The organism is Neobacillus niacini NBRC 15566 (assembly GCF_001591505.1).
In the GTDB taxonomy this organism is placed as follows: Bacteria; Bacillota; Bacilli; order Bacillales; family Cytobacillaceae; genus Neobacillus; species Neobacillus niacini.
This window is the reverse complement of record NZ_BCVA01000007.1, coordinates 23,715-47,955: the sequence shown is the minus strand read 5'-3', so window position 1 is coordinate 47,955 and position 24,241 is coordinate 23,715. Positions and strand designations below refer to the sequence as shown.

20 protein-coding genes are annotated in these 24,241 nt (G+C 37.3%); 8 read left to right on the top strand and 12 right to left on the bottom strand.

Going from position 1 to position 24,241, the window contains the following annotated elements; translation table 11 throughout:
• Positions 1–67: 67 nt before the first annotated feature.
• From BANA01_RS08435 to BANA01_RS08420, 4 genes are all read right to left on the bottom strand, one after another.
• Entirely contained in the window at positions 68–2,068 is a 2,001-nt protein-coding gene (locus tag BANA01_RS08435) for a peptidoglycan D,D-transpeptidase FtsI family protein (protein WP_235847090.1), read from the bottom strand.
• A 165-nt stretch (positions 2,069–2,233) separates the two neighbouring features.
• The gene (locus BANA01_RS08430) at positions 2,234–4,030 is read right to left on the bottom strand and encodes a BlaR1 family beta-lactam sensor/signal transducer (RefSeq protein ID WP_063252598.1); all 1,797 of its coding nucleotides are present in this window, start codon (positions 4,028–4,030) and stop codon (positions 2,234–2,236) included.
• Positions 4,030–4,416, bottom strand: coding sequence for a BlaI/MecI/CopY family transcriptional regulator (locus tag BANA01_RS08425; protein ID WP_063252596.1), 387 nt, complete (start codon positions 4,414–4,416; stop codon positions 4,030–4,032). The genes BANA01_RS08430 and BANA01_RS08425 overlap by 1 nt, the downstream gene beginning before the upstream one ends.
• Positions 4,417–4,751: 335 nt before the next feature.
• On the bottom strand, positions 4,752–8,894 hold the full coding sequence (locus BANA01_RS08420) for a S8 family serine peptidase (protein WP_063252595.1): 4,143 nt from the start codon (positions 8,892–8,894) through the stop codon (positions 4,752–4,754).
• A 454-nt stretch (positions 8,895–9,348) separates the two neighbouring features.
• Here BANA01_RS08420 and BANA01_RS08415 point away from each other — a divergent pair, with 454 nt between their 5' ends.
• The 5 genes from BANA01_RS08415 to BANA01_RS08395 all read left to right on the top strand — a co-directional run bounded on the left by BANA01_RS08415 (position 9,349) and on the right by BANA01_RS08395 (position 14,891).
• On the top strand, positions 9,349–10,569 hold the full coding sequence (locus BANA01_RS08415) for a helix-turn-helix domain-containing protein (RefSeq protein WP_063252593.1): 1,221 nt from the start codon (positions 9,349–9,351) through the stop codon (positions 10,567–10,569).
• 216 nt (positions 10,570–10,785) lie between these two features.
• Complete coding sequence (locus BANA01_RS08410; RefSeq protein ID WP_052106404.1) at positions 10,786–12,282, top strand: spore germination protein; 1,497 nt, start codon at positions 10,786–10,788, stop codon at positions 12,280–12,282.
• Positions 12,283–12,303: 21 nt separating this feature from the next.
• Positions 12,304–13,389 carry a GerAB/ArcD/ProY family transporter gene (locus BANA01_RS08405; protein WP_034676277.1) on the top strand — a complete coding sequence of 362 codons (1,086 nt, stop codon included), beginning with the start codon at positions 12,304–12,306 and terminating at the stop codon, positions 13,387–13,389.
• Entirely contained in the window at positions 13,379–14,461 is a 1,083-nt protein-coding gene (locus BANA01_RS08400; protein WP_034676279.1) for a Ger(x)C family spore germination protein, read from the top strand. Before BANA01_RS08405 ends, BANA01_RS08400 begins: the two co-directional genes overlap by 11 nt.
• Before the next feature lie 145 nt (positions 14,462–14,606).
• Positions 14,607–14,891, top strand: a complete 285-nt coding sequence (locus BANA01_RS08395) for a transporter (protein WP_174524409.1) — start codon at positions 14,607–14,609, stop codon at positions 14,889–14,891.
• A gap of 59 nt (positions 14,892–14,950) precedes the next feature.
• Here BANA01_RS08395 and BANA01_RS29475 read toward each other — a convergent pair whose 3' ends face one another.
• The 4 genes from BANA01_RS29475 to BANA01_RS08385 all read right to left on the bottom strand — a co-directional run bounded on the left by BANA01_RS29475 (position 14,951) and on the right by BANA01_RS08385 (position 17,652).
• On the bottom strand, positions 14,951–15,118 hold the full coding sequence (locus BANA01_RS29475) for an Ig-like domain-containing protein (RefSeq protein ID WP_169803665.1): 168 nt from the start codon (positions 15,116–15,118) through the stop codon (positions 14,951–14,953).
• Between the two features lie 2 nt (positions 15,119–15,120).
• On the bottom strand, positions 15,121–15,234 hold the full coding sequence (locus BANA01_RS30535) for a 5'-nucleotidase C-terminal domain-containing protein (protein ID WP_268875061.1): 114 nt from the start codon (positions 15,232–15,234) through the stop codon (positions 15,121–15,123).
• Positions 15,213–15,644 (bottom strand): 5'-nucleotidase C-terminal domain-containing protein, encoded by a 432-nt coding sequence (locus BANA01_RS29055; protein WP_268875063.1) that lies wholly within the window; start codon positions 15,642–15,644, stop codon positions 15,213–15,215. The genes BANA01_RS30535 and BANA01_RS29055 overlap by 22 nt, the downstream gene beginning before the upstream one ends.
• Positions 15,645–16,209: 565 nt before the next feature.
• On the bottom strand, positions 16,210–17,652 hold the full coding sequence (locus BANA01_RS08385; protein WP_034676281.1) for a DHA2 family efflux MFS transporter permease subunit: 1,443 nt from the start codon (positions 17,650–17,652) through the stop codon (positions 16,210–16,212).
• Between the two features lie 578 nt (positions 17,653–18,230).
• Between BANA01_RS08385 and BANA01_RS08380 the strand changes: the two genes are divergently transcribed.
• Genes BANA01_RS08380 through BANA01_RS08370 form a run of 3 tightly spaced genes read left to right on the top strand, consistent with a single transcriptional unit; the run spans position 18,231 to position 19,696 of the window.
• Complete coding sequence (locus BANA01_RS08380) at positions 18,231–18,506, top strand: hypothetical protein (protein WP_063252591.1); 276 nt, start codon at positions 18,231–18,233, stop codon at positions 18,504–18,506.
• Positions 18,507–18,529: 23 nt separating this feature from the next.
• Complete coding sequence (locus tag BANA01_RS08375; protein ID WP_157411744.1) at positions 18,530–19,138, top strand: DUF2238 domain-containing protein; 609 nt, start codon at positions 18,530–18,532, stop codon at positions 19,136–19,138.
• 42 nt (positions 19,139–19,180) lie between these two features.
• Positions 19,181–19,696: a DUF3189 family protein gene (locus BANA01_RS08370; RefSeq protein WP_063252587.1), complete on the top strand. Its 516-nt coding sequence runs from the start codon at positions 19,181–19,183 to the stop codon at positions 19,694–19,696.
• Between the two features lie 63 nt (positions 19,697–19,759).
• On the opposite strand, the gene BANA01_RS08365 is transcribed toward BANA01_RS08370, so the two are convergent.
• Genes BANA01_RS08365 through BANA01_RS08350 form a run of 4 tightly spaced genes read right to left on the bottom strand, consistent with a single transcriptional unit; the run spans position 19,760 to position 24,070 of the window.
• The gene (locus BANA01_RS08365; protein WP_169803664.1) at positions 19,760–20,545 is read right to left on the bottom strand and encodes an XdhC family protein; all 786 of its coding nucleotides are present in this window, start codon (positions 20,543–20,545) and stop codon (positions 19,760–19,762) included.
• Positions 20,546–20,580: 35 nt separating this feature from the next.
• Positions 20,581–21,450: an FAD binding domain-containing protein gene (locus tag BANA01_RS08360; RefSeq protein ID WP_052106403.1), complete on the bottom strand. Its 870-nt coding sequence runs from the start codon at positions 21,448–21,450 to the stop codon at positions 20,581–20,583.
• Positions 21,435–21,911, bottom strand: coding sequence for a (2Fe-2S)-binding protein (locus BANA01_RS08355; protein WP_034676273.1), 477 nt, complete (start codon positions 21,909–21,911; stop codon positions 21,435–21,437). Before BANA01_RS08355 ends, BANA01_RS08360 begins: the two co-directional genes overlap by 16 nt.
• Positions 21,908–24,070 carry a xanthine dehydrogenase family protein molybdopterin-binding subunit gene (locus BANA01_RS08350; RefSeq protein WP_034676275.1) on the bottom strand — a complete coding sequence of 721 codons (2,163 nt, stop codon included), beginning with the start codon at positions 24,068–24,070 and terminating at the stop codon, positions 21,908–21,910. The genes BANA01_RS08355 and BANA01_RS08350 overlap by 4 nt, the downstream gene beginning before the upstream one ends.
• Positions 24,071–24,241: the final 171 nt, after the last annotated feature.

The window sequence follows — 24,241 nt, the reverse complement described above, 5'->3', positions numbered from 1 at the left end:
CAAAATACTACAAATGTAGTATTAACTACATACGTAATACTACACTTGTAATAAAAGGATGTCAATATCATTTTGTAGTTTGGTGTCCTTTTTCATTAGTGTCAAAATATGCTCGAAAAACCCGCTGGCTAATGATATTAGCTGCACTGTGAGGCTGAGCATAACCATCACGGTAGGCATTGGGTACAATAACGGCAATGGCAATCTCGGGATCATTGAATGGAGCATAACCAGCAAAAGAAAGATTCCAAGTTTTCACCCCATTTTTATAGGATTCCGAGGTCCCGGTTTTACCCGCGGCATTGTACGGTTCGTCTTTAAAATATCCTCTCGCTGTTCCTTTGGCACCATGGGTAACCAGCCAAAAACCTTGTTGAACCCGCTTAATCATCTCCTCACTCATATCCACTTGATTTAGCACCACTGGTTCGATTTCATCGATTACGCTACCTGGTTCATTGCCATTCGGATTGGTTTCACGAATCTCCTTCACTAATTGAGGCTTCATCCGGTATCCTCCATTGGCAATCGTTGTAATATACTGTGTAATTTGCATTGGTGTATAGGTATCTAATTGGCCGATGGCAATTTGAAAGTAGGTGCTTGTATTGGTTCCTTTAATTCCTGCCGTTTCATTATTAAAATCAATACCTGTCGGGATGCCTAAACCAAATTGATTGAAATAATAGCGGATGGTTTCAATACTTTTCGGATTGATATTCAACGTGCCATTGGGGACATACTTGCCACCCATAATTTCGATCGCGGTTTTCCACATATAAACGTTTGATGAACGCTCTAATGCCTCTAATTCGTTAATACTGTTCATGACTTCGTAGGAAGAAAAGGTTCCAGAACCCTTAAATCGCATGACCTCATCCAGCACGATTTCCCCGAAATCCCTGACACCTGTTTGATATCCAGTTAATACGGTAGCCCCCTTTACAACGGATCCCTGTTCAAACGCATAAGTGAAGGCCCCCGGTGTAAAATCGGTAAACTTTCTGGACTGCCTGTTGTACACTTTTCCTGACATTGCCAGAATGTGACCTGTTTTCGGTTCCATTGCCACAACAAAGGCAGTGTCAAGGGTATCCGTATGCGGCTTCTGAATTGCATTAACTAATTCTTCCTGAATTATATTTTCCACTTGGGATTGGAACTCCATATCAATGGTCAGAACAATATCGTTCCCGCTCTTCCCTTCCGATACAATGTCTGTACTCACCACATTTCCATTTTGATCTGTTACCGTTTTTACTTTTTCCTTTTGGCCTTGCAACACGCCATCATATAGCTCTTCAATATAGCTTTTCCCGACGCGGTCATTTAATTTGTACCCTCTAGCTGTATAGTAATCTACCTTTTCTGCGGGTAAACCTTCATCTTCACTCGTTACTTCCCCAAGCATATTCCAAAACGTTTCCCCATAGGTCTTGCCCCTTTTCCAATCGGTCGTGCCTTCCACACCCGGCAAGTCTTCCAGATTTTCATTGACCTTCGCAAACTCTTCCTCTGTTACATTTTCATTTTTGATCACTGACGGTGTTAGAGCGATGGCCGACGACAGTTTCCGATAAATCGACGCCAGGTTTTTGTTCATTGCCTTTAGATCGCTTTCTGTAATGCGCTTTAATTTAAATCGGTATAAATCCTCGTCATTTAGCTTTTTCTGTTGATATAATTTTTCCTCCTTCTTTGTGATTAAATCCGTGCCATTGTTATGTACAACCAGCCAGATATCTTTCAAATCCCGATCTGTTACTTTATTGATCTCTTTATCAGTCATGTCCAGAAAGGTATTTAACTTATTGGCCAGTTCAAGCAATTCGCCTGGCTGGGGATTTTTCGGCGGTGTATAGATAATCGCCTTTTCTGGAATGTTGTAGACTACTAACTTATGATTCGTATCGTATATTTTCCCGCGTGGAACGGAATAGCTGACAGGCGTCACATCTGTCCTCTTTGCCTGAGCCGCAAAGACCTCCCCTTTGATAATTTGAATCACGCCAAGGCGGAGAATCAGGATTGAAAAAAGAACAAAGACCATGGTAAAGAGAGCATTCAATCTCGATCGGATTATTACTATATTTTCTTTCTGTTTTTTCTGTTTCAAAACACATCAGCCCTTTCATATAATGGGGGTTTGTAAGGTTGTTACAAATACTACATTTGTAGTATTTAAATCCTAAAAGTCCCAAAAAGGAAGAGTAATCCTTTCTGGGGTTAATTATTAATATATCTTTTTATGTTGCAGAATCTGCTTGGCAATCTCCGCTGCCTTGCTTCCTTGTGCCTGCCCATCCTTATTTTGAATATTAATGGCGAAATAATAACGATTTTCACTATTATCGACAAAGCCAATAAACCAGCCATTTACATTCTTACCATTAATCATTCCTGTTCCCGTTTTACCATACAACCGCTTATTCTTTTGCACATCTATTAGAATTGATTTTTTTACCGATTTGATATTTTCCGCTTTAAAACCCCATTGATTTTCTTCTAATTGGTATAATAATTGAACTTGTTCGATTGGTGATATTTTTAAAGAAGATTCCATCCAGTAACTCTCCAAATCACCTGAAAGATCCTCATTCCCGTATTTTATCTTGTGAAAATAATCTTGTAGCTGCGTTCTCCCTACCTCACGATCGGTATTTTGAAAATACCAATTCACGGAACGGCTCAAGGCAGAGGCTAAATTTTGATTTTGATTCCATTCTTGATAGGGATACATTTCACCATCCCACAACTGGCTATTGTTATTTGTGGAAATCACATTGGATTCCAATGCAAATAAGGCAGAATATATTTTATATGTGCTATTAGGAGAAATTCGCTGTTCACTCATCTCTCGATTATAAATTTGATATTGATCTTTCGAGGGATCATATAAAACAAAGCTGCCCTTGTAGCCTTCAAAATATGCGCTTAAATCTTCATAGACCGTATTCTTCCTGCTAAAATGATACACATCATCTGGGCTGGCAATAACGGTGGTGATTGGAGCAAGGAATAGCACAACAATTCCTAAAACTGCACAAATGACCTTGCTTTTCCATTTTAATAATGGAGAATCGATTGAGAAGCTTGCAATGCTTTTGATTCTTTGTGTTATTTGTTTTTTTGTACCACCTATCCCTGGAGCAAAATGTTCAAAGGTACGATCATGTTTTTTATCTGCAAACCGAATGATCGTATGTCCATACTCGATATATCCACTCTCATCCAAGAGATTTAAAACCGAAGCATCACAAGCCAATTCCCGATCCATTCTAATCCTTTTTAAGGCATACCAAACGAACGGGTTAAACCAATAAATGATACTAAACATCCACATGACGTAATTCACGAACAGATCCTTGCTTTTTTGATGGTGCAACTCGTGCAAAAACACGTATTTTATTTCATTTAATGAGAATGCTTCTTGCGTTTTGCTGGGTAATAAAATATAGGGTTGAAAAATCCCCACCGTGATTGGAGATGTAATTAAAGAGGTCTCCCGCAGCCTTATGTTTCTTTTCACCCCAACCAACTCTTTGCACGCTTCGAATAGTTCATTTAACTCATGGTTATGAACAGCCACAGCTGACTTTTTCATCTGATAGATTTGATAGTTTGAATAAACAGCAGCCACAGCAAAAAGAACTACTCCGATGACCCAAACTGTATAAAATGTATCGTAGAGGAAATCGGGCATTGACTTGTTTACAGATATCGTGAAATCATGTAATAAGTCGCTGTTTGGCGCCTGAAAGGTATCCACTCCATTTTCCCCTTCACTCTTCGAAAGCCCGTCTCTATGAAAAAAAAGGAAGCTTTTAAAATACTGAGTTCCTTCTCCCAAGTGATAATTCCTCCAAGGTAAAAAAGCAGCAAGGATTGGAATGCAAAGAAAATACCAAATATGATAGTGTGCTTTCACCGTCATATGATTGTTTAATAGCTTTTTGATTAAAAGAATGATGAAAATAAGGAGGGATACCACGATTGTACTAACCAAAATCCTTAGCAGCATGGTATCCATTATTTTTCCCCTTTCTTGTCTCTCATGGATAATATTTTCTTTAATTCCGAAATATCTTCATTCGATAACTTATCATTCTCAATAAAATTTAATATCATTGAATTTAGTGTGCCTCCGAAAAACTGCTGCAGAAAGGATTTACTTTTTTGCTCAACATATTCATGCTTTTCAACGAGTGAAGTATAAATAAACACTCGGCCGTCTTTTCTTGCGTGCAAAGCCTTTTTCTTAACTAGGCGCGCCAGCATGGTGTGAATGGTATTTGGCTTCCAATCACTCTTATTCGATAATTTCTCCACTACCTCAGGAGTCGAAATCGGCTCAAAGTTCCAAATAACCTTCATCACTTCATATTCTGCTTCTGATATTTGTGGAATCTCCTTCATGAGTATCCCTCCTACTTTTACAACTGTAGTATTTATTATAGCAAGACGGTCCAAAAACATAAAGAAATAGTCGTAACTTTAGCTTATGGTAAAAAATCCCCTTTGCATGCTGAAATTGTTACAAATTCCTCTTTGTACTCTTTCACTATCTATTGTTTATATAGAAAAAACCGATGTTCCTAATAGGAAATCGGCTTTTTGGTTATGCTGTTCTTGTTTGGTATTCAGCAGCTGGTATTAACGGTTCATCGTTCAATTACTCTCCATGTTCTTTTCCACAGGTTTAAGTGATCCAAGTAAAAAGGATGCCTTTGTTAAAAGGCACCCTCTTTTTTTTAATTAAAACTTTTTTTCAATTCTTCTAATGTTAGATTTTTAGTTTTTTCAACTGGTTTATTAGACGTTGGGAAGTACGGATTGATGGACATGAAGTTCTTTTCGACATAGTTGAAGTCAATCATGTCAACGACTCCATCTTTGTTAAGATCTTCTTTCACTCTTTCCCCTGTAACTCCAGCGTTGTTTGCAACAAGCTTTGCGTCATAAATATCGATTACATGATCTCCATTGACATCTCCCGCAGCAGCTGTATCTGTATATATACTATAGAAATTACCTTGGACTTTTCCATCATTTGTCCTGCTTAAAGTTAATTTTTTACTGTAAAGGAAATGTCCTGGAATATCTATGATTAACGTATATTCATCTTTCGTAGCAGGAATATCTGTAAAAGTCATATACCCTCTTTCTGAAATATCAGCAGGGTACTTTTTACCGTTTTTATCAACCAGATAAGCTTTTGTTCCAATCTTTGAATAATCTAGATCATAGTTATCTAAATTAACTGCTTCACCATGATAGTAACCTTCTACCCATGAGTGCTGCGAGATGAATTTAAACTTATCAGCCAATGTTGGTAAAGTAAACTTACTGCCTGAGCTTGTTTGATAGGAAGATTCTTGATAATAGAATGAACTTTCTACCATGTAATTATGGTCATCGACTACTTTTAATGTGATATCCAATAAATCAATATCATCATTAATGGAAACTGGTAATTTTGTCTTTTTGTCTACAATATCTACAGCAAATGTAGAAAGATTAGACCAAGTATTTTCGGTAATTTGTGGCTTTGCAACATTAATAATCCAATTATTTTTCTTTGCAAGATCTTCAAGCTGTTTTGATGGCTTAACGTCTTCAACTTTATAGAAATTAGGGACATCGATAGTTACAGATGCACTTGTTAAATCTTGCGCGTTTTGAACGGTAAATGTATTGACAAACTCCGATCCAAGACTTACAGCTGTTGTATTTGGTTTAATTGTCGAATATTTTTCACCTTTATTAATAAAAGTAAATTCAGGGAAAATCGGATTTCCTGCTGTAGCGTAATCATACGTATAGATTCTTATATTTGTTGGATAGTTTGCATATTCTTCTGGTAAGACACCAAATTTAAATTCACCATTTGCATTTGGGAAAAATTCAGCTGTTGGCCAAAAAGAATCTTGATAAGCGTAGGCAGTATTTGCTTCTTGCGTGATGTCATGTCCTCTACTTTTTAAATAATCAATTGTATCATCATACAATTTCCCATGCACCCAATAGGCTGTATAATCTTGCCCGTCATAACTTTCAGTTGTTAAATCTGAACTTGTAAGTTCTTTGATTCCTGTTTTCTTATCAAATTCTAATGTTGGAGCTGTATTATCGATCACCATGTCATTATCGATTTTATATGTTTTACCATCTACTCCTGTACCAATATAAGAAACAATGTATTTACCTTCTTTAAGTGGTTCATATTCAAGTGCTAAAGGTTTATTTGGATCACCTGTAAAATGCTTTACTTCACCTGAAAATCCGAAGAAAATGAAGTAATCCGTATCAACTGCAGCATTTTCTAAATTAAACGTGCCATAAAACCCAATTGGTTTTCCATCTAGATCGCTAACCACTACATCAATCGTTTTCATATGACTATTTAACTTGAAATCGACCGGTGTAAACGGCTCAATGTATGGATGAAAGTTACTAAGGTCATTCGTTATGGCGTTTTTATAAAATGTTAGTTTTTCGAATCCAGGTTTCGCATAACGAACATGGAAAGGAATTTGATATTCTGCCGTTTTTGACTCATTTTCAATATAAATATATCCTTGATATACACCAAATTCTGCATTAGCTGGAATAGATATTTCTGCATTCATATTTTCACTCTCATTGCCATTCACTTCAATCGTGGATGGTAATTGAAGCGTCACACCATTCTTACCAGCTTCCTTTGAGACACCATCGATTGTTAAAAATTCAACTCTCGTATGATATGTTTCTAGTTCACTACTTAAATTCTTTATAGAAATCGAGGTTGCTTTATTTTGCGTCTCACTTGATTGTGCCATACTACCAAAAGGAATAGACCCCGAAATATCATCAATTTCTATTTTTATTCCATTTTCATCTAAGGAAGTCTCCCTATTTTGTACTTCAAATAACGTTGTATTGTGGACTGCCTCATAAGCATCTACACGTCCTGCTCCAACTTCATTCACATTGTACGTGCGACCTTTTAAAGGATCAGCAGTATTCATAAGCGCTGCTTTGACATCTGCAACTGTATAATCTGGATGTGATTGTAATAATAAAGCTGCAACTCCAGCAACATGTGGTGTTGCCATGGATGTTCCACTTAAACTCGCATACCCACTAGTATAATCGACACCATCTTCTGGACTATTAATATATTCTGGGACAGTAGAGAATGTAGAAACCCCAGGTGCTACTACATCTGGCTTAATATCAAAGTTATTACTAACTGGGCCACGTGAGCTAAAATCAGCTAATTCATCACCTGTAGTCATGTTTGACTGTAAGTCTGTTAATTTAAGTTTAGCTGTAGGATCTGCCTTTAATTTTTCTGAAAGTTTTACTCCGTCGGCGTTTAACATTTTAAATGTTGGGATATAACCATGATTTTCACCTAAGAAAAACGGAATTTCTCCATCTTCATTATTGTAAAGTAAAACTGCTGCAGCACCTTTTTCGTGAGCACGACGAATTTTTTCATCAAATGAGATCTCGCCTCGAGCAATGAATGCCACTTTCCCATTAACGTTTTTGTCCGTATAATCCTCTTCTGTACCAATCCCTACTTCCACAACATCATACTCTGTATCTATTAACTGAAGATAATCCTTACCAAGACCATGCCCCATTAAAGTATTTTGAACTGAAATATCTGCAAAACTTGCTTTAACGGTTGGAATATCTGTCGGCACATCACTAGCACCAACAGTGATGGCAAGTGGAGAAGCACCTGGTGAACCTAACGTACCTGGATTTGGACCTGCATTTCCTCCAGCTATAACCGGTATGACTCCTTTTAATGCGGCATTGTTGATTGCTACAGATGTAGCGTCTAGGGAATGATTATTACTATTACCTAATGATAGATTAATAATATCCATTCCATCTTCTACTGCTCTTTCTATACCTGCGATAACCGATGAATCATATCCTGAACCATACTCTCCTAATACTCGATATGCATACAAGTCAACATTCGGAGCTACACCTGTCATGGCATATTCAACATCATTTTTAGGATTAGATGCGATGGTTCCAGCGACATGGGTTCCATGTTCTGTATAGTATGCACTACCATTTATCGTTTCAGGTTGACCAGATGCAAGCCACTCGGCTCTTGTTGTTTCCATTGGATCAGAATCATTTTGGACAAAATCATATCCGCCTTTATAAACATCTTTTAAATCAGGGTGATTATAGTCAATCCCTGTATCAAGTACTCCAACTTTTATTCCTTGTCCTTTTAAGCCCTCATTATGTAAACGATCAACTCCTATATGAGGAAGCGCTGGGGGAATTAATTTTGCAGTTGTTGGTTCTTGTGTAGTAGTCGATTCATTTTTCGGTAAACGAACCACATTGTCTTTCCATATCCTTTTAACTACACCGGTCTCAAGCAAAGTATTAATTTCACTTGTAGGAATCGTCATAGCCATTCCATTGAATACATTCTGGTACGTTTGTTTAATTTGATATGGAAGTGAATCATCTTTTATATTTTGGGCTGACTCCTTTTTGCCCTTAAAAAGTTCTTCTAAACGCTGCTTGAAATATTCTTGTTCCCCTTTTATCTTTTCTGCTTTATTTTTAGATGTACCTTTTGTTTTTGATGGCTGTGCATTTTCGACCGGAGCTGTTTTGAACTCAACAATGACATTGGCGGTTTTTTCTTTAAGTGACAATAAACTTGGATCAATGATGAATCCTTCTTGTGGGGTTAATTTTTTTATAGACTGTCGTTGCTTTTCCGTTAGTCCTTTTAAAATCGATTCAGCAGAATTTGAAATCGCATAAGATTTTTGCTGAGGCATTAAATAAGATGTAAGAATGCTAGATGCGATTACACCTGATACCATAACATTAAGAAATTGTTTTTTTCGATTTTTCATTAAGTAACGCTCCTTCTACTACTTTGATTTCTGCCGCAAATTTTAAATCTATTACTTTTTAAACATAATAATCCAGCAAATTTCCCCTTTTAAAATGATTACATCTTCCTATGAGCACCACATTCCTCCCGAAAGATAGATAGTGTAAAATAAGAGTATGAATAATTAGACAACTCTATTAATTCATATTGTACTGGAGCTTTTATTTGCGGTAAATTGGGGGAATTGTTCTCCAAATTGTCCTACTTCCACTGCAGAACGCGTCTAATTCCTTGTAGATTATTGTCAAACTATGAAGAATGCGAACGATTCTTTGTAAAATCTTTAGTCGTTAGATTTCTAGCAAATGATTTTTGTTAAACTATATCGAAAAAATCATTTTGTACTTGGGGGAATCTTGGTTTTCCTACTACTCAATCACTTCCAACTATTATTCTAAAAGGAGAAATTCAATATGAATGAGGGGAAAATCATTAAGTTTTATCGAGAAAAATACAAAATGACTCAGGAGCAATTAGGAAAAGGGATTTGTTCTGGAACACATATTAGTAAAATTGAGCGTTTACATACTGAATATGCTCCTGAAATTATCACTCTCTTATCCCAGAGACTAGGGATAAATATCGAAAATGAATTAATTAAGCTGAATACGATTAAAAATCGTTTAAATCATTGGCATGATGTTATTGTCATGCAATTATTTGATGAAATGAATCTTATTAATCATGAACTTGAGCAAGAAGATTTAATTCAAATCTCTGATTATATCAATCTTTACAAATTACTTCGGGTTAGATATTTACTCATGCATAATTTGACTGAAGAAGCATTAGAAATCATCAATGAACTCAAAAAAAAAGAACATAAATTATCCTCTTATGAAGCTAATCTATTCAAACACGTTTTAGGAGTTTACTATTTAGCGAAACATGAAAATCTCAAAGCCATTCAAGTATTAAAATCAATAAATGATACAGATTACAATAACAAGGAATATACCTATCATTTAGCAGTCGCCTATCATTTAAATGAATCACCAGTTATGGCTTATTTTTTTGCAGATAAAGCGCGACAATTTTTTAAAGAAATTAATAACTATCTTAGAGTGATTGATGCAGAAATGCTTATGGCGATTCAAGTAAAAGAGGATGGAGATTTTAAAGAAACGATTCATAGGTTTGAAAGCTTAATCAACAGCTGTGAACTTTGTCATTCACCTGATCGAAAGGCAAAGGTATTACACAACTTGGCTTTTGAATACTATAGAAGAAATAATTATGAATTAGCCAAGAAATATTATAAAGAATCAATGAGTCTTAAAAATAATGGTTCAGGCCCTTACTTACTTTCTTTAGAAGGGTATATACGCAGTGCATACTATGGGAGTTTACTTCCAAAAGTTGAATTATTGCAACTTACGAATGAAGGACTCGAAAAAGCTCAAAAGAATAATGAACGATTATATATTAACTTATTTACCTTACTCCGTTATTTAATTCAAACTAAAGAACAGGAATACCATCAATACCTGTCCGAATATTCATTACCTTTGTTTAAAAAATGTGGCTTTGTTTATTTAATTAAACGTTCTGAAAAAGAATTATTTAATTATTGTTTTAATCAGAAAAAAACTCGCAGGGCATTAAAGATGGCACATGTCTTGATTAATCAATAAATAGAAATGGCATGTCCCATATAGAGACATGCCATTTTTTTACATTATGTAATCTATTAAGATCTTCAATAATAATAATAAGAAAGAGAGTTACAAAAAATCATAAAAACTAGCCGTATAGGGCATTCTTCAATATTCTTATACCAATAAAATCAAATAAAGAATAAATTTCCTCATTTTACACATAATTAGAAAAAACATTTTAGAGGGATTTAGATGAACTTAAAAAATAGCGATAAGGACAAAGGCGAAGGCTCCAATAAAATAAACAATCCAAATTGGCTTGAACGATTATCAAAATCGAATGATTTCATTCACGAGCATACATCATTAAAAGACGAAGCACCATTTTGGATTTCATATTATCGCACACTTATTTCATCAGACATTTTACATAAAGATGTCCTTCCCTATTTACATGAACATCTTTCACTAGAAGAATTAAAAAGTAGCATCCCTGTTCAAGAGATTATTTTTACAAAGGATGAGGATAAAATCATCCAAAATATTTTGAATGGGTCCTTAGCTATTCAAAAGTATCAATATGATGAAGATTGTTTATTAATCAATATTGCCAACAGTAAATTCCGAGATGTCGGCATGGCAACTATGGAATCCTCGGCACTAGGACCGCAGCTTGGATTTATTGAAGAATTAGACACGAACATCAACCTAGTTCGAAAAAGACTGCCTGTTCCAGAACTGTATGTAAAAGAAATGAAGGTTGGAGAGCTTTCCAAAACAAAAGTAGCCGTCCTTTATATGAATGGAATTGCTGACCCTGAAAATGTAAACACGGTCATCCAAAGAATAACAGATATCCAATATGATCAAATCCAGGACAGTTCTTATATCGCATCGATGATTGAAGACAATTCTAATTCCTTGTTTCCACAATCGATATCAACGGAAAGAGTAGATCGAGTCGCTGCTGGACTCACAGAAGGGAAAATTATCATCGTAGTAGACGGATCACCGAACCTTGTCATCCTCCCTGTTACCTTAATGGAATCTTTTATAGCTATGGAAGATTATAGCTATTCCTGGATCCTTTCAAATTTCTTTCGGTTATTGCGGCTAGCAGCTATGTTTATCTCGACAATGTTAAGCCCTATGTATGTGGCCATTATGACGTATCACTATGAATTAATTCCGGCGCGTTTACTAGAAACACTCGTAGGCTCAAGGGCAGCCGTTCCTTTTGCTCCATTCTTAGAGACTCTTTTTTTAGAATTGATGATTGAAATGGTAAAAGAAGCAGGAATCCGTCTGCCGCTTAAAATTGGACAATCGCTCGGCGTTGTAGGGGGCATTGTAATCGGCCAAGCTGTTGTGGAAGCCGGATTAACTAGCAATGTTTTGCTTATTTTAGTAGGACTCGGATCTTTGGCTTCCTACACTTCACCTGTATATAAATTTAGTAATACGATTCGATTTATCAAGTTTCCTGTCATTTTTCTGGCCCAATGGTTTGGTTTGCTTGGGGTGTTTCTAGCCTTCCTCCTTACAGAAATCCATTTACTCCGGTTAACGTCACTTGGCAGGCCTTATTTAAGCCAGTATCCAATCCGGAATACTTCTTTTCAAGATTTATGGGTAAGGCTCCCTTTTTCCATGCAAAAAGAGAACCCAACAACCTTAAGACCTCAAAAGAAGTGGAAATCAACAGGTAAAGGAAAGAAAATGGGGCCAGCGAACGATTTTTATGAATAAATCGTAAAGGGGAAAAACAATTTGCAAGCCAATATTAGACATCAAGTTTCTCCCTATTTAGTCTTCTTTATCATTTACAATTCCCAGGTTGGAGTTGGCATTTTAAGTTTTCAAAGGACTATTGCCGAGAAAGCAGGGTATGATGCCTGGATCGGTGTATTAGCTGCTGGGTGTTTAGTACAAGCATTTATCTGGGTGATGTACAAACTTTTAGGAAAAATCAATGGAGATATTATCGATGTTCATACCGCTATTTTCGGAAATGTACTAGGTAAATCTCTTAGCTTAATCATCATGATATATTATTGGTTAGCCAGTGTTTCTGTTTTAATTGGGTTTATAGAGATTGTTCAAGTATGGATGTTCCCTACCATGCCTTCATGGATACTTTCGACTATTATTTTACTTTCCGTCTATTATTGTGTTTCCGGAGGATTTCGGGCTATTGTCGGAATGTCTTTTTTATCGTTTATTTTTCCGCAAATATTGCTCATTGGACTTTTTATTTTCCCGTTAAAAATTGCACACTTTTCAAATTTGCTGCCGATTATGAACCATTCCTTTATGGACATGGTGGACTCCATTAAAAGTTCGGTGTATTCAATAGCGGGAACAGAGGCATTGTTGATGTACTATCCCTTTATAAGAGATCCTAAAGCTTCTAAAAAATTCGCTCATTTAGGTGTTTTATTTACTACTATACTTTATACCATTTCTGCTATCGTTTCCTTTACCTTTTTTAGTGAAAAACAGTTAAAAACGACTATTTGGCCTGAACTTTCGTTAACAAAAACAGTTACTCTTTCTTTCTTGGAACGCTTTGAATACCTATATATATCCATGTATTTAATTATTATTAGTTCTTTAATCACACTTTTTTTATGGTGCTCCAGCCGAGGGTTAAAGATCATTTTTAACAAGAAGCAAAAGTATACATTGCTCCTTCTTTGCCTTTTAAGTGTTATCCTATGTCACTTGAATGGTTCCTTCAAAGATATGCTGAATAATATTATCATTCAAATGAATTTATGGGTATTTTACTGTTATATCCCCGTACTCTTACTTGTTTTAACTTTTGTAAAAAGGGGTAAGCAAAATGATGAATAGGTCAGCGTTTTGTTTGTTTCTAATTTTATTATTATCAGGTTGCAACTTTCTCCCTACCAACATTGTCAATGAAATCGATATGTCTCAGGGGGTAGGGTATGATCTGAGTAAAAAATCGAACATAAAGGGAACGATTGTATTTCCTATTTTTAAAAAAGACAAAACTTCTACTACAGAAGTAAGAGCAGCTATTGGGAAATCGAGTAAAGAGATTCGGACGATCCTAAATAACGAAACTCGCTATCCATTGGTAAGTGGTCAGCTTCGTGTAGCACTTTATGGCAAAAATCTCGCAAAGAAAGGAATTAATGATTTTGTAGATACCATAAACCGTGATCCATCCATTGGGAGCCTTGTTCAAATGGCAATTGTAGATGGCGATGCGAATCAATTATATAAAATGAAAAAATTTAAAAATGATAATGTTTCTGTCCATATCCAAGAATTGCTGGAGCAAAATATGAAAATGGGAATACTCCCTCAAACGAATTTACAATCCTTTTTATTTCAATTTTTTCAAATAGGACAGGATCCATATTTACCTTTAATTAAAAAGGAAGCCGACAATATTAGGATTACTGGCGTCGCCATTTTTAAGGATGATCGTTATGTTACATCAATTCCAATGAAAGATTTTTTTATTTTTAAAGCACTAGTTGATAAAAACAGTATTGGATTACGCCAATTTATATTAGCGAATCACGATAAGGTAGTTCTAGAAACACTTAAGTCAAATGCTAAATATAAAGTAAAAATTGCAAACGGGCGACCAGAATTTACGATTACCTTAAAATTGAAAACAAGACTACAAGAGTTTGCCCCTTCAGAAAAGAAAAGGCAGGCTTTTGATAAGAAAAAATATCAAAAGCAGGTTGAACAAGAAATAGAAAAAAGTGCATTAAGCATGGTCTCTCAATTTCAAAAGCATAGCGTTGATCCTTTTGGTTTAGGGGCAAAATTTAAAGAACAGTTTCGTGGATTTAATGAAAAACAATGGAATGAGGGGTATCCCAGCGTAAAAGTTTATGTACATGCAGATGTGGAAATTTTACAAACTGGTTCCATTGATTAACAATTTTTTAGTAAACCTATCCATCAAGGAAAGTTTCCTTAAGTAGTGCAGACCATGATATTGGTAAGCACTACTATTTTTTATAACTTTCTAGGTGTTTAGACATATAATGTTGAAGATCTATCTAAAAAGGGAGGTAAATCCTATGGTATTTTTTCCGCCTCATGGTTCAATGAGACAACAACCACAATCCCCTCCACCCACTTTCATTCCACAAAAGCCTTCTTCCTCGTCCTATATAATCGACTGTGTATTTACTAACACATATGTTTGGCTAATAAATGGGGATAATTTCTGGTTTTACCCAACTCGCGTTGAGTATGGTGAAGTTTCTGGATATAGATGGAATGGTGTATTCTGGACATTTTATGGTATTGATCCACGATTTATTGATGCAGTCGCATGTTATCCTACCCCTACTCTTTACTAAATAGTAAAAGCCTTGTGGGAATAAAAAATTCACAAGGCTTTTGCCATTTGCCGTCTTTCTTATTTCTCGTTCTTCTTTAATACGTCAATAATTGTTGCCTCACTAACATTTCCAGCAGCGTCTGTGGCCGTAACTGTTAATAGATTCTTATGTTTTTGCTTTGGTACAGATACCTTAAACTTACCGTTCTCATCTGCTAGAGCTGTACCGAGTTCCGCCTTGCCCATCATTACTTTAACAGTGGCACCAGCTTCTGTTCGTCCTTCGCTGTTTTAAACATGCTGTAACCATCGCCGCCATCAGCAGTAAATGCATTCGTTGCTACCCGATACATTTTATCCATTGAAGTTCTTTATATCCATCAGCCGTTAATGCCTCAACATGCCAGACCCGTTCACCTACAGTCTTTGCAGAATCGTACTTGAACTTTAACCCTGAAACCTGCATGAATGAACCTTGACCAGGTGCACTCACACTGTGCTCTAACGCTGCAAGAATTTCTTCTCCCGTCAGGTCAAGCGTCACAAGGTTGTTACCAAATGGCAGCACTGTTAACACTTCTCCTAATGTGATATCTCCCTGATCAATAGAGGTACGGATTCCGCCGCCATTTTGCATCGCAATATACGTTGGGATGAACTCATTAGCTTTAGCTGCCATTGCCATTCCGTCTGCAATTAAGGTTCCTAGATTGGTTTCCTTGCTTCGAACATCAGCACGTTCACCGTTTAAAGGAACGGATGTATTACCTATTATCTGTTTTTGTAGTTCGGTTAATGGAGCTCTGAATTCCCTGACCTTTGCTTTAGCAGCCGCGTCCTCTGCATACTTAGTTAAATCCTTAAGTTCGCCTGTGTAATTGGCTATTACACCATTTCATCGAATGTTACATCAAGAACACCAAGGTATTTTAAATACTCATTGGCTAGAACGATTAACGTCGGCTCCTCTTTTTCGACAACAACCGGTACATCTAGGGAAGTACCACATATATATTCCTAAATCACCATTTCTCCACTCTTTTTCGTTCTATTTAACGAAAAATTTACCTCATTTATACATATCATTAATAATCTTTACACAATAATAGAGTAAATTTACAATACTACACCACTAGAATACTATTTATTAACCATTCTTAAATGAGAAACATCTCCCATAACCTTCCTCCTAGATTTTAGTTAATTGCTAGATTTAAAAAATTCGGACTAAAAAGCCTTATGTCAGCCCTTAAAGAAATATAAAAAAAAACGCTCCTTACAAAAATGTAAGAAACGTTTCTTTCTCTTGATAAATTTTTTATGGGTAAACAAAGCCCCTACTCCTGAAGTTTCACTCGTACATTTCTGTGGCTTTTTCCATCTGCTTCACCCTCTGCCTGGCGGTTATTCTTTATGAAAAAGGTAAGAATCAGTCCTACTAAGGATAAAATGGAAACAACCATAAAGGCGATGTTCGCTCCATGTATATCCGGATAGGCAATGTCCGGACGATGTTTTGCTGTTTTGGCAGTTGTTGTCATAACGGTAACAAGGATGGCGGTTCCTACCGATGCTGCAATCATTTTCATCGTATTATCCATCGCCGCCCCATGTGAAATTAATCGTTTCGGCAACTGATTCAAGGCAGCGGTTGAGACTGGCATCATGACCATGGAAAGACCGAACATTCGAATCCCATAGAGGATCGTAATATAGGTAAACGTGGTCGACGGACTTAAAGTCGTAAAAGCAAATGATGCAGCTGTCATGATCGTTAATCCAATCATCACGAGCCATCTAGCTCCGACTTTATCAAATATTCTTCCAACAATTGGCGACATAATCCCGCTAATCACTGCGCCGGGTAATAAGGCAAGCCCCGCCTCAAAGGCAGAAAACTCCCTCATATTCTGCATAAAGAGCGGGATTATGGTTTCTGCTCCGATCAAGCCCATAAAGCTGATCATCCCAATAGCGATGGCAAAAGGGAAGATTGAAAACGTAAAAACACGAAATTCCAACATCGGATGTTTCAGTCTTAATTGGCGGAAAATAAATACAATCAGTGATACACCGCCAATTGTGAGTGATAATAGTGTTGCAGCATGGGACCAGCCGTAATTTCCAGCACTCGTAAATCCATAAAGCAGCCCGCCAAAACCGAATGACGATAATAGAATCGAAATGACATCCACTTTTGGCTTCGAAATCTCTGTGACATTTTTCAAGAAACGGAAAGCGACAACTATATCGATAAGTGCAATTGGCAAAATAATAAAAAATAACACTCTCCATGAAAAATGCGATGTTACCCATCCAGATAATGCAGGCCCGATGGCTGGTGCAAAGGATATCACAAGGCCGACAAGACCCATTGCAGAACCGCGCTTATTGACGGGGAAGATGAGCAAGAATACGGTGGTCATTAATGGCAGCATGACACCCGCTCCTACAGACTGAATGACCCTTCCCAAAAGAAGAATTTCAAAATTAGGAGCAATTCCACCGACAAGCGTTCCTACTGTAAAAACGCTCATAGCAGAAAGAAATAACTGTCTTGTGGTAAATTTTTCTAATAAAAAGGCACTGATTGGGATCATAATCCCATTTACTAACATAAAGACTGTGGTAAGCCATTGTGCACTATTTGCGGTAACGCTCATTTCATCCATGATTGGAGGGATTGCTGTTATCATCAGCGTTTGATTCAAAATCGCGATAAAAGCCCCAGCCAGCAACAGGCCCACGATCATCGATTGCTTATTCTCCGAACTCTTCATTCATCCAACTCCCTATAAAAAAGATACTGTTACAGATTACCTTGTTTTCCCTGTAAATTCCAATGAAATGTTTTAGAGGAGATTACTGCTATATTATTTGTAGAAGCTGTATGCTTTTTGTTGAAACTGTAGGTTTTTTTGTAGAAGCTGTATGCTTTTTCGTAGAATCTGTACGCTTTTTGTAGAAGCGTATGCTTTTGTTGAAACTGTACGCTTTTTTGTATAAACTGTACACTTTTTTGTTTAAACTGTACACTTTTACATAGAACCTGTACGCCTTTTCGTAGAACCTGTACGCTTTTCTGTATAAACTGTACACTTTTTCGTAGAACCTGTACGCTTTTTTGTATAAACTGTACACTTTTCCGTAGAAACTGTACGCTTTTTTGTATAAACTGTACACTTTTCCCTAGAACCTGTACGCTTTTACCTCAACAATCCATCAATTTCTACACGCTGCTGCACTTATGCGACTCATAAAATAAGACGAACTTGTAAATAATAAAGTTGATATATATTTTTAGCAGTGTTTTGATTTCTACAGTTTAGCAAATCCTAAAGTGAGCAGGTGTATTGGTGTGGACTTTCCTACAATCCATACGAACTTTTGGGACGCAGTGATTGCCGTTCCAGTTGTCATGGTAGTTACACAACTAATAAAAGTTTTATTAAAGGTAAAAAAGATTTATGTTCCCACAATCGCTCTTATTATTGGTCTTATCATTTCCGTTTTTATTAGCCATCGTCACTATTTATTTGCTGGTCTTTTTATGGGGTGGTTTTATGGATATGCAGCCATTGGTTCTTATGCCTCATTAAAAACAACTTTTTTGACATATAGAAAACAGAAATGATTGAAGGAAGGAAAAAATCTGAGGTGTCAAACAAACATTATGAAAAAGGTGCCGATATCATTTTTATCATGATACAAATCATTTGTATTATAGCTCTTTTTAAAATTAAAAATTTCGACTATATGAGAATGGCTTCTGGTAATCTTATCTTTTGGCTTGTCTATATGATTGTTGAAAAGAAAGCGAACTGGGGGATTCCTTTTTATATTCGAGTTGTGACTTTACTTTCTATTACATTAAACGACATACTAGGTGAATATTTTAACTTATTTGTGACCTCTCAGGTATACGACCGGATTCAGCATATTTTTGGAACCTACGCCTTAACACTTTGGATCTATTTTGTTCTCCAACAATTTATTCAAATAAAATTAACCAGCAAACGACTAACCATTATTTTATTCATTAGTCTTGCACTAGCACTGGGAACGATTTATGAATTAATGGAGTTTATGGACGATGAAGTGTACCATCCAAAGATAAAAAATCAACCGAGTCTGTTAGATACAAACCTTGATTTACTGTCCGATTTCATTGGAGGAATAATAGCTGTCTTCCATTATTACCTTTCAAATAATTTTAGATCATTTCGATTTCCCTTCGAGCAAAGAAGGAATTTTTCTAGATACTAGTTGTTACCATTTTGATGTAGTATTAATTAGGGGATGATACCTTTGATCTATATTTATAATGATTTTGCTGGAACACATTCAACCGCTTTGGCTGCTGCCTATCATCTAAAACAACTACCTCAATCGGAAAGAAAATTAACCACAGAAGAAATATTAAATGTAAAATTTTTCAACCAACTGACAAATAAGGATTTTGGAAAACTCTTATTTCACGGGACTGATGAAAATGGTAACTCTGTTTATACCATAGGACGGAAACGGAACAAACTTGTTGTCCCTTCATTGAAAGAAATTTCTTTACTGCTAATAGAAAAGTTTCATATAAATGAAAAAATTATTTTTTCCAATACGTCACCTACCGTACCACTTTCTATGTCATTTGGTGGTTTATTTTCGAGAAAATTGCACATTGATTTCATTGGTGTCCCGTTGTTAGTTACTGGTGCCAAACAATCCTGTGATACGATTTATCGGTTGGTACAAAACACGATAGAAGTTGGGAATTCCAGTTTTAATGAAAAAGTGATCATTTTAGAAAACGAAGTTTATAAAGTTTGAAGTGAGTATATAAAAAAGAGGAAAACCCACATGGATTCTCCTCTTTTGATTTTGCTTCTCTCATTATCTATTTAACTGCTTCACTTTTACAGGCTTACTTTCCCGGGTTAGTTTGATGATTTCCCCAATAATACTGACAGCAATTTCCTCTGTGGTTTCAGAACCTATTTCCAATCCAATTGGCGAATGAACTTGCTCCAGCTGTTCATCCGATACACCTGCAGTTTTTAATTTTTCAAAAATAGTGATAGTCTTTCGCTTGCTAGCAACCATCCCTACATAGGCAATCGGAAACTGAAGTGCTGTTTTTAATACGATATCATCACGATCTTTTGTCACAATAATCACATAAGACTTTTCAGACGGACTTGCTTGAAGTAAAGCCTCTCCAATATCCTCATGGACAAAAATATTGGTTGCATGGGGAAAGCGTTCCTTCGTGGCATAACCAATGCGGTCATCAACCACGCAATAGGGATATTCGAGCATATCCGCGAGCTTTGCCAGTGCAGCAGCAAGATGACCGGCACCAGCCAAAATAAGTTCTGGCCTGCTTTGATAAACTTCAATAAACACTTGCAACGTTCCGCCGCAATTCATTTGAATTCCGTCTTTCGCATGTTTATTCAATTTGTATTGTACGATTTTCGATTTCCCCAATTGAAGCGCTTTTACACTCTCTTCAATAATATAGTGCTCGGCCAAGCCTCCGCCGACTGTGCCTTCTATCGTACCATCCCGGTATACAATCATTTTTCCAACATGCCTGGGAGTTGAGCCCTTTGATTCAATAATCATAGCTAATGCAAAGGTTTCATTTTGACGATTCAGCATGGCGACTTTTTCCATCAGAAGCAAGTATAGCTCCCCCCTTTTTAAGAACATTAATTGTGTTGATACTGTTTACGGCTTAAAAAATATCGTAATAAATTTAAGGCGACTGTTTTTCTATATCTAGCAGTGGAGCGTTGATCGTCTATTGGTTTAATGATTTTATCGAATGCGGACAAAACTTGCGCGATGTCCGCACCTGCTAAAGGTATTGTCTTACCAATCAGCTTTTTCTCAATATCAACGGAACGTACCATCGTAGGTCCAACCGCCCCGAATGCAAAACGAATATCCTTAATGACCTCACCATTTGTTCGGATATATCCTGCAAACCCTACTTTGGCAATCGCATCTGCATTGCGGTTGCCGACTTTTTCAAAAACAGCATATGCACCCTCTTCTAATTCGGACGGCAAGATGATTTCAGCTAGTATTTCATTTGACTTTCGGTCAACCCTTCGCACACCTTGAATAAAATCGCTAATGGCAACGATTCGAACTCCTGAAACGGAGCGCAGCACTAGTTTTGCGTTGTATACATATAATAACGGCAGTGTGTCACCAGCTGGAGAAGCGTTGCAAATGTTCCCTCCCAAAGTCCCTCTGTTTCGAATGGCCGGTGCCGCGATCGTTTTGATTGCATTCTTTAAAGGTGTTGGGATTAACGGGTCATTGAGTAAATCGCTATAGGTGCAGCAGGCACCGATATGGAGATCCTTACCTTTTTTATATACCTGCTTTAACTCATTCAGATGGTCAATAAAAACAATCGGCTTCGTGATTTTCGGGGGTACACCTCTCCGACTTTTGTATAGGACCATCACATCGGTACCTCCAGCAATGATGGTACAATCTTCTTTATTCAATTGACTCAAGGTTTGATCAACTTGATCGAAACGATAGGCGATTATTTTTTCTGCCATAAGCCGTCCCCTTTTTTCGCTGCCAGATTGATCGCGTCGACAATCATATTGTAGCCCGTACATCGGCACAGATTTCCGGAAATCCCTTCACGAATTTCAGCCTCTGAAGGATGAGGGTTTTGCGCTAATAAAGCTGCACTTGCCATGACCATCCCAGGAATACAGTAACCGCATTGTACTCCTCCGGCTTCCGAATAGCTCTCATCTAAAATCTTAAATTGATCTGACTCCATGATTCCTTCTATCGTGACAATCTCGGCTCCTTCAATTGATCCAATAGGAATCAGGCAGCTATTTTGCAGAAGGTTATTGACAAAAATACTGCAGGCTCCGCATTCGCCTTCGCCGCACCCTTCCTTAGTTCCAATTAACAGATACTCATCTCTGATGACATCTAGTAATCTTGCTGAAGGTGGTGCGTCTGTTTCTACTTTTCTTCCATTCAGGGTAAATGTAATCATCCTTCTTCACCTTCTCTCAACCAAAGACTTTCGATAATGACTTCGGGTGTAATCGGTATTTGCTGAAAAGGAGTTTGCAGCGCATCCTCGATTGCCGCCTGGACTGCTGGAGCGCCGCCGATTAATGTCAATTCACCTGCACCCTTCGCCCCATATGGACCGTCTGCATAGGGATTATCAAAGACCTTGCTTTGGATTGAAACAACGTCCATAGAAGTTGGAGGGCCGTAATCTGTTATGCTTTTTTGTTGGATTCTGCCTTCCTTTGACGTCATTTTTTCTAGATAACCGTACGCTAATCCTTGTGCTAAACCACCGTCAATTTGCCCCTTCATGACCCGGTCATCAATGACCTTTCCTACCTCATAATTGGCATAAACGTTTTCCAACTTTACATTTCCTGTTAACGTATCCACTTCTACTTCCACAAAATTCACGCCCCAGGAATAAGCTGGATAGGCATCTCCTGTGAAGGTCAACTCATTCCAGGGAATCATTTCACGATGAACATAATTCTCCGTTACTTCCTGTTCCACTCCGTTTTGCCACTGAGCCTTGAGTTTTTTTGCCGCTCGTTCAAGCAATTTCCCCACAATCATGGTCGTTCTCGAGGCTACTGTTGGTCCTGAGTCTGGAACCTCTTTTGTATCGGGATAAGGGTAAGAGACTTTTTCGTATGGGAGGTCTAATTCCTTTGCGACAATTTTACTAAGAGTCGTATAAATGCCTTGTCCCATGTCAGAGTTTGAGATTTTTAGTGATACCAGGTCGTCCTTTGATTTAAAGAGCTTAACCGTTGCTTTTATATGATCTCGTTCACCGCTGCCTGTAAATCCGCAGCCATGGAGGAATAAGGACGTTCCGATTCCTTTTTTATAGCGTTGATTATGATGATTGAACGTTTGAAACTCCACTTTTTTCTTTTTATAATCGGTTGTATTTAGCAAGTCCTCAATCATTTCTTCCATTAAGATTGGGTCGCGGAAATTTCCTTTGGTGATCGTGGGGTCTCCCTGTTTGACGAGGTATTTTCGTTTATACTCAAGTGGGTCAATATTTGCTCGTTTACTAAGGTGACCGATATGACTTTCAATCCCTGCAAAGCTTTGTGGTGCACCAAATCCTCTGAAGGCACCGTTTGGAACTGTGTGTGTTTTTAAAACATATCCTTTTGCATGAAAATGTGGAATCTTATAAACGCCGGCACTGTTTAGTAATGCGCGCTGCAGCACGACTGAACTCAATCCGACATTCGCTCCGCCATCGAGATATACCTCTACACACATGCTCAGTATATTTCCTTCCTTATCAAGTGCTGTTCGATATTTAAGTTTGGCAGGATGTCTTTTCGTGGTAACGACCATATCCTCGGAACGGTCGAATACGAGCATGACCGATTTTTTGACCGCTTTTGCAGCAACCGCTACATGACACGCCATCATGGAAGGAAACTCTTCTTTGCCGCCAAACCCTCCGCCAGTCGGACTTTGAACCACCCTTACGTCATCATCGCCACAGTCTAAAGCAGTAATCAATGCATTTTTTATATAGTAGAGACATTGCATCGATCCCTGGACGACAATTTCATCATCTTTATAGATGGCAAGCATTCCTTGTGGTTCCAGATAGACATGCTCCTGATAACCGGTATCATATTCTTCTTCGATAATTTGGTGGGCTCCCTGCTCAATAGCTGAAATAATCTCCAGGCTTTCCCCAAATTCATAGTTTGCCATCGTAACACCCGGTGCGGCCTTTTGTTTGATGGCTTCTTCCAGTGTAAAAATAGCCTGATATTCTTCCCATTCAATCTTTACTTTTTCAAGTAGACCGTAGAGGATATCGAGGTCTTTACCTACGAGCATGAGAATCGGCTCACCAATATAATTGACCCACTCATTGGCAAAAATGGGCTGGTCTTCTTTAATAATTTTGACATAATTCGGTCCGGGGATATCTTCTGCACCAACCACTTCATATCCTAGAGGAAGGTCTGGTACCTGAATGGATTTGATTTTCCCATATGCAATGGGCGACCGATACAAAACACCAAAAACCATATTTTCCACTTTCAAATCACTAATATAGGCCAACTGGCCAGATACCTTACCTTTATGATCCTTTTTGGGCACTGAGGTGCTTATGTCTTTTAGATTCATTCCAACAACACCCTTCGACTCATTTTTAAAGAAAATACACTATTAATCGAAACCTCTTCCTACGATTTTATAGATTAGAATGAGGTTTTATGATTAATTTTCATCAAGAAATTAGTTCTTTTCATTATATTTTAAAATCGGCAAAATTTACCCTACTGTGTAAGGTATCTA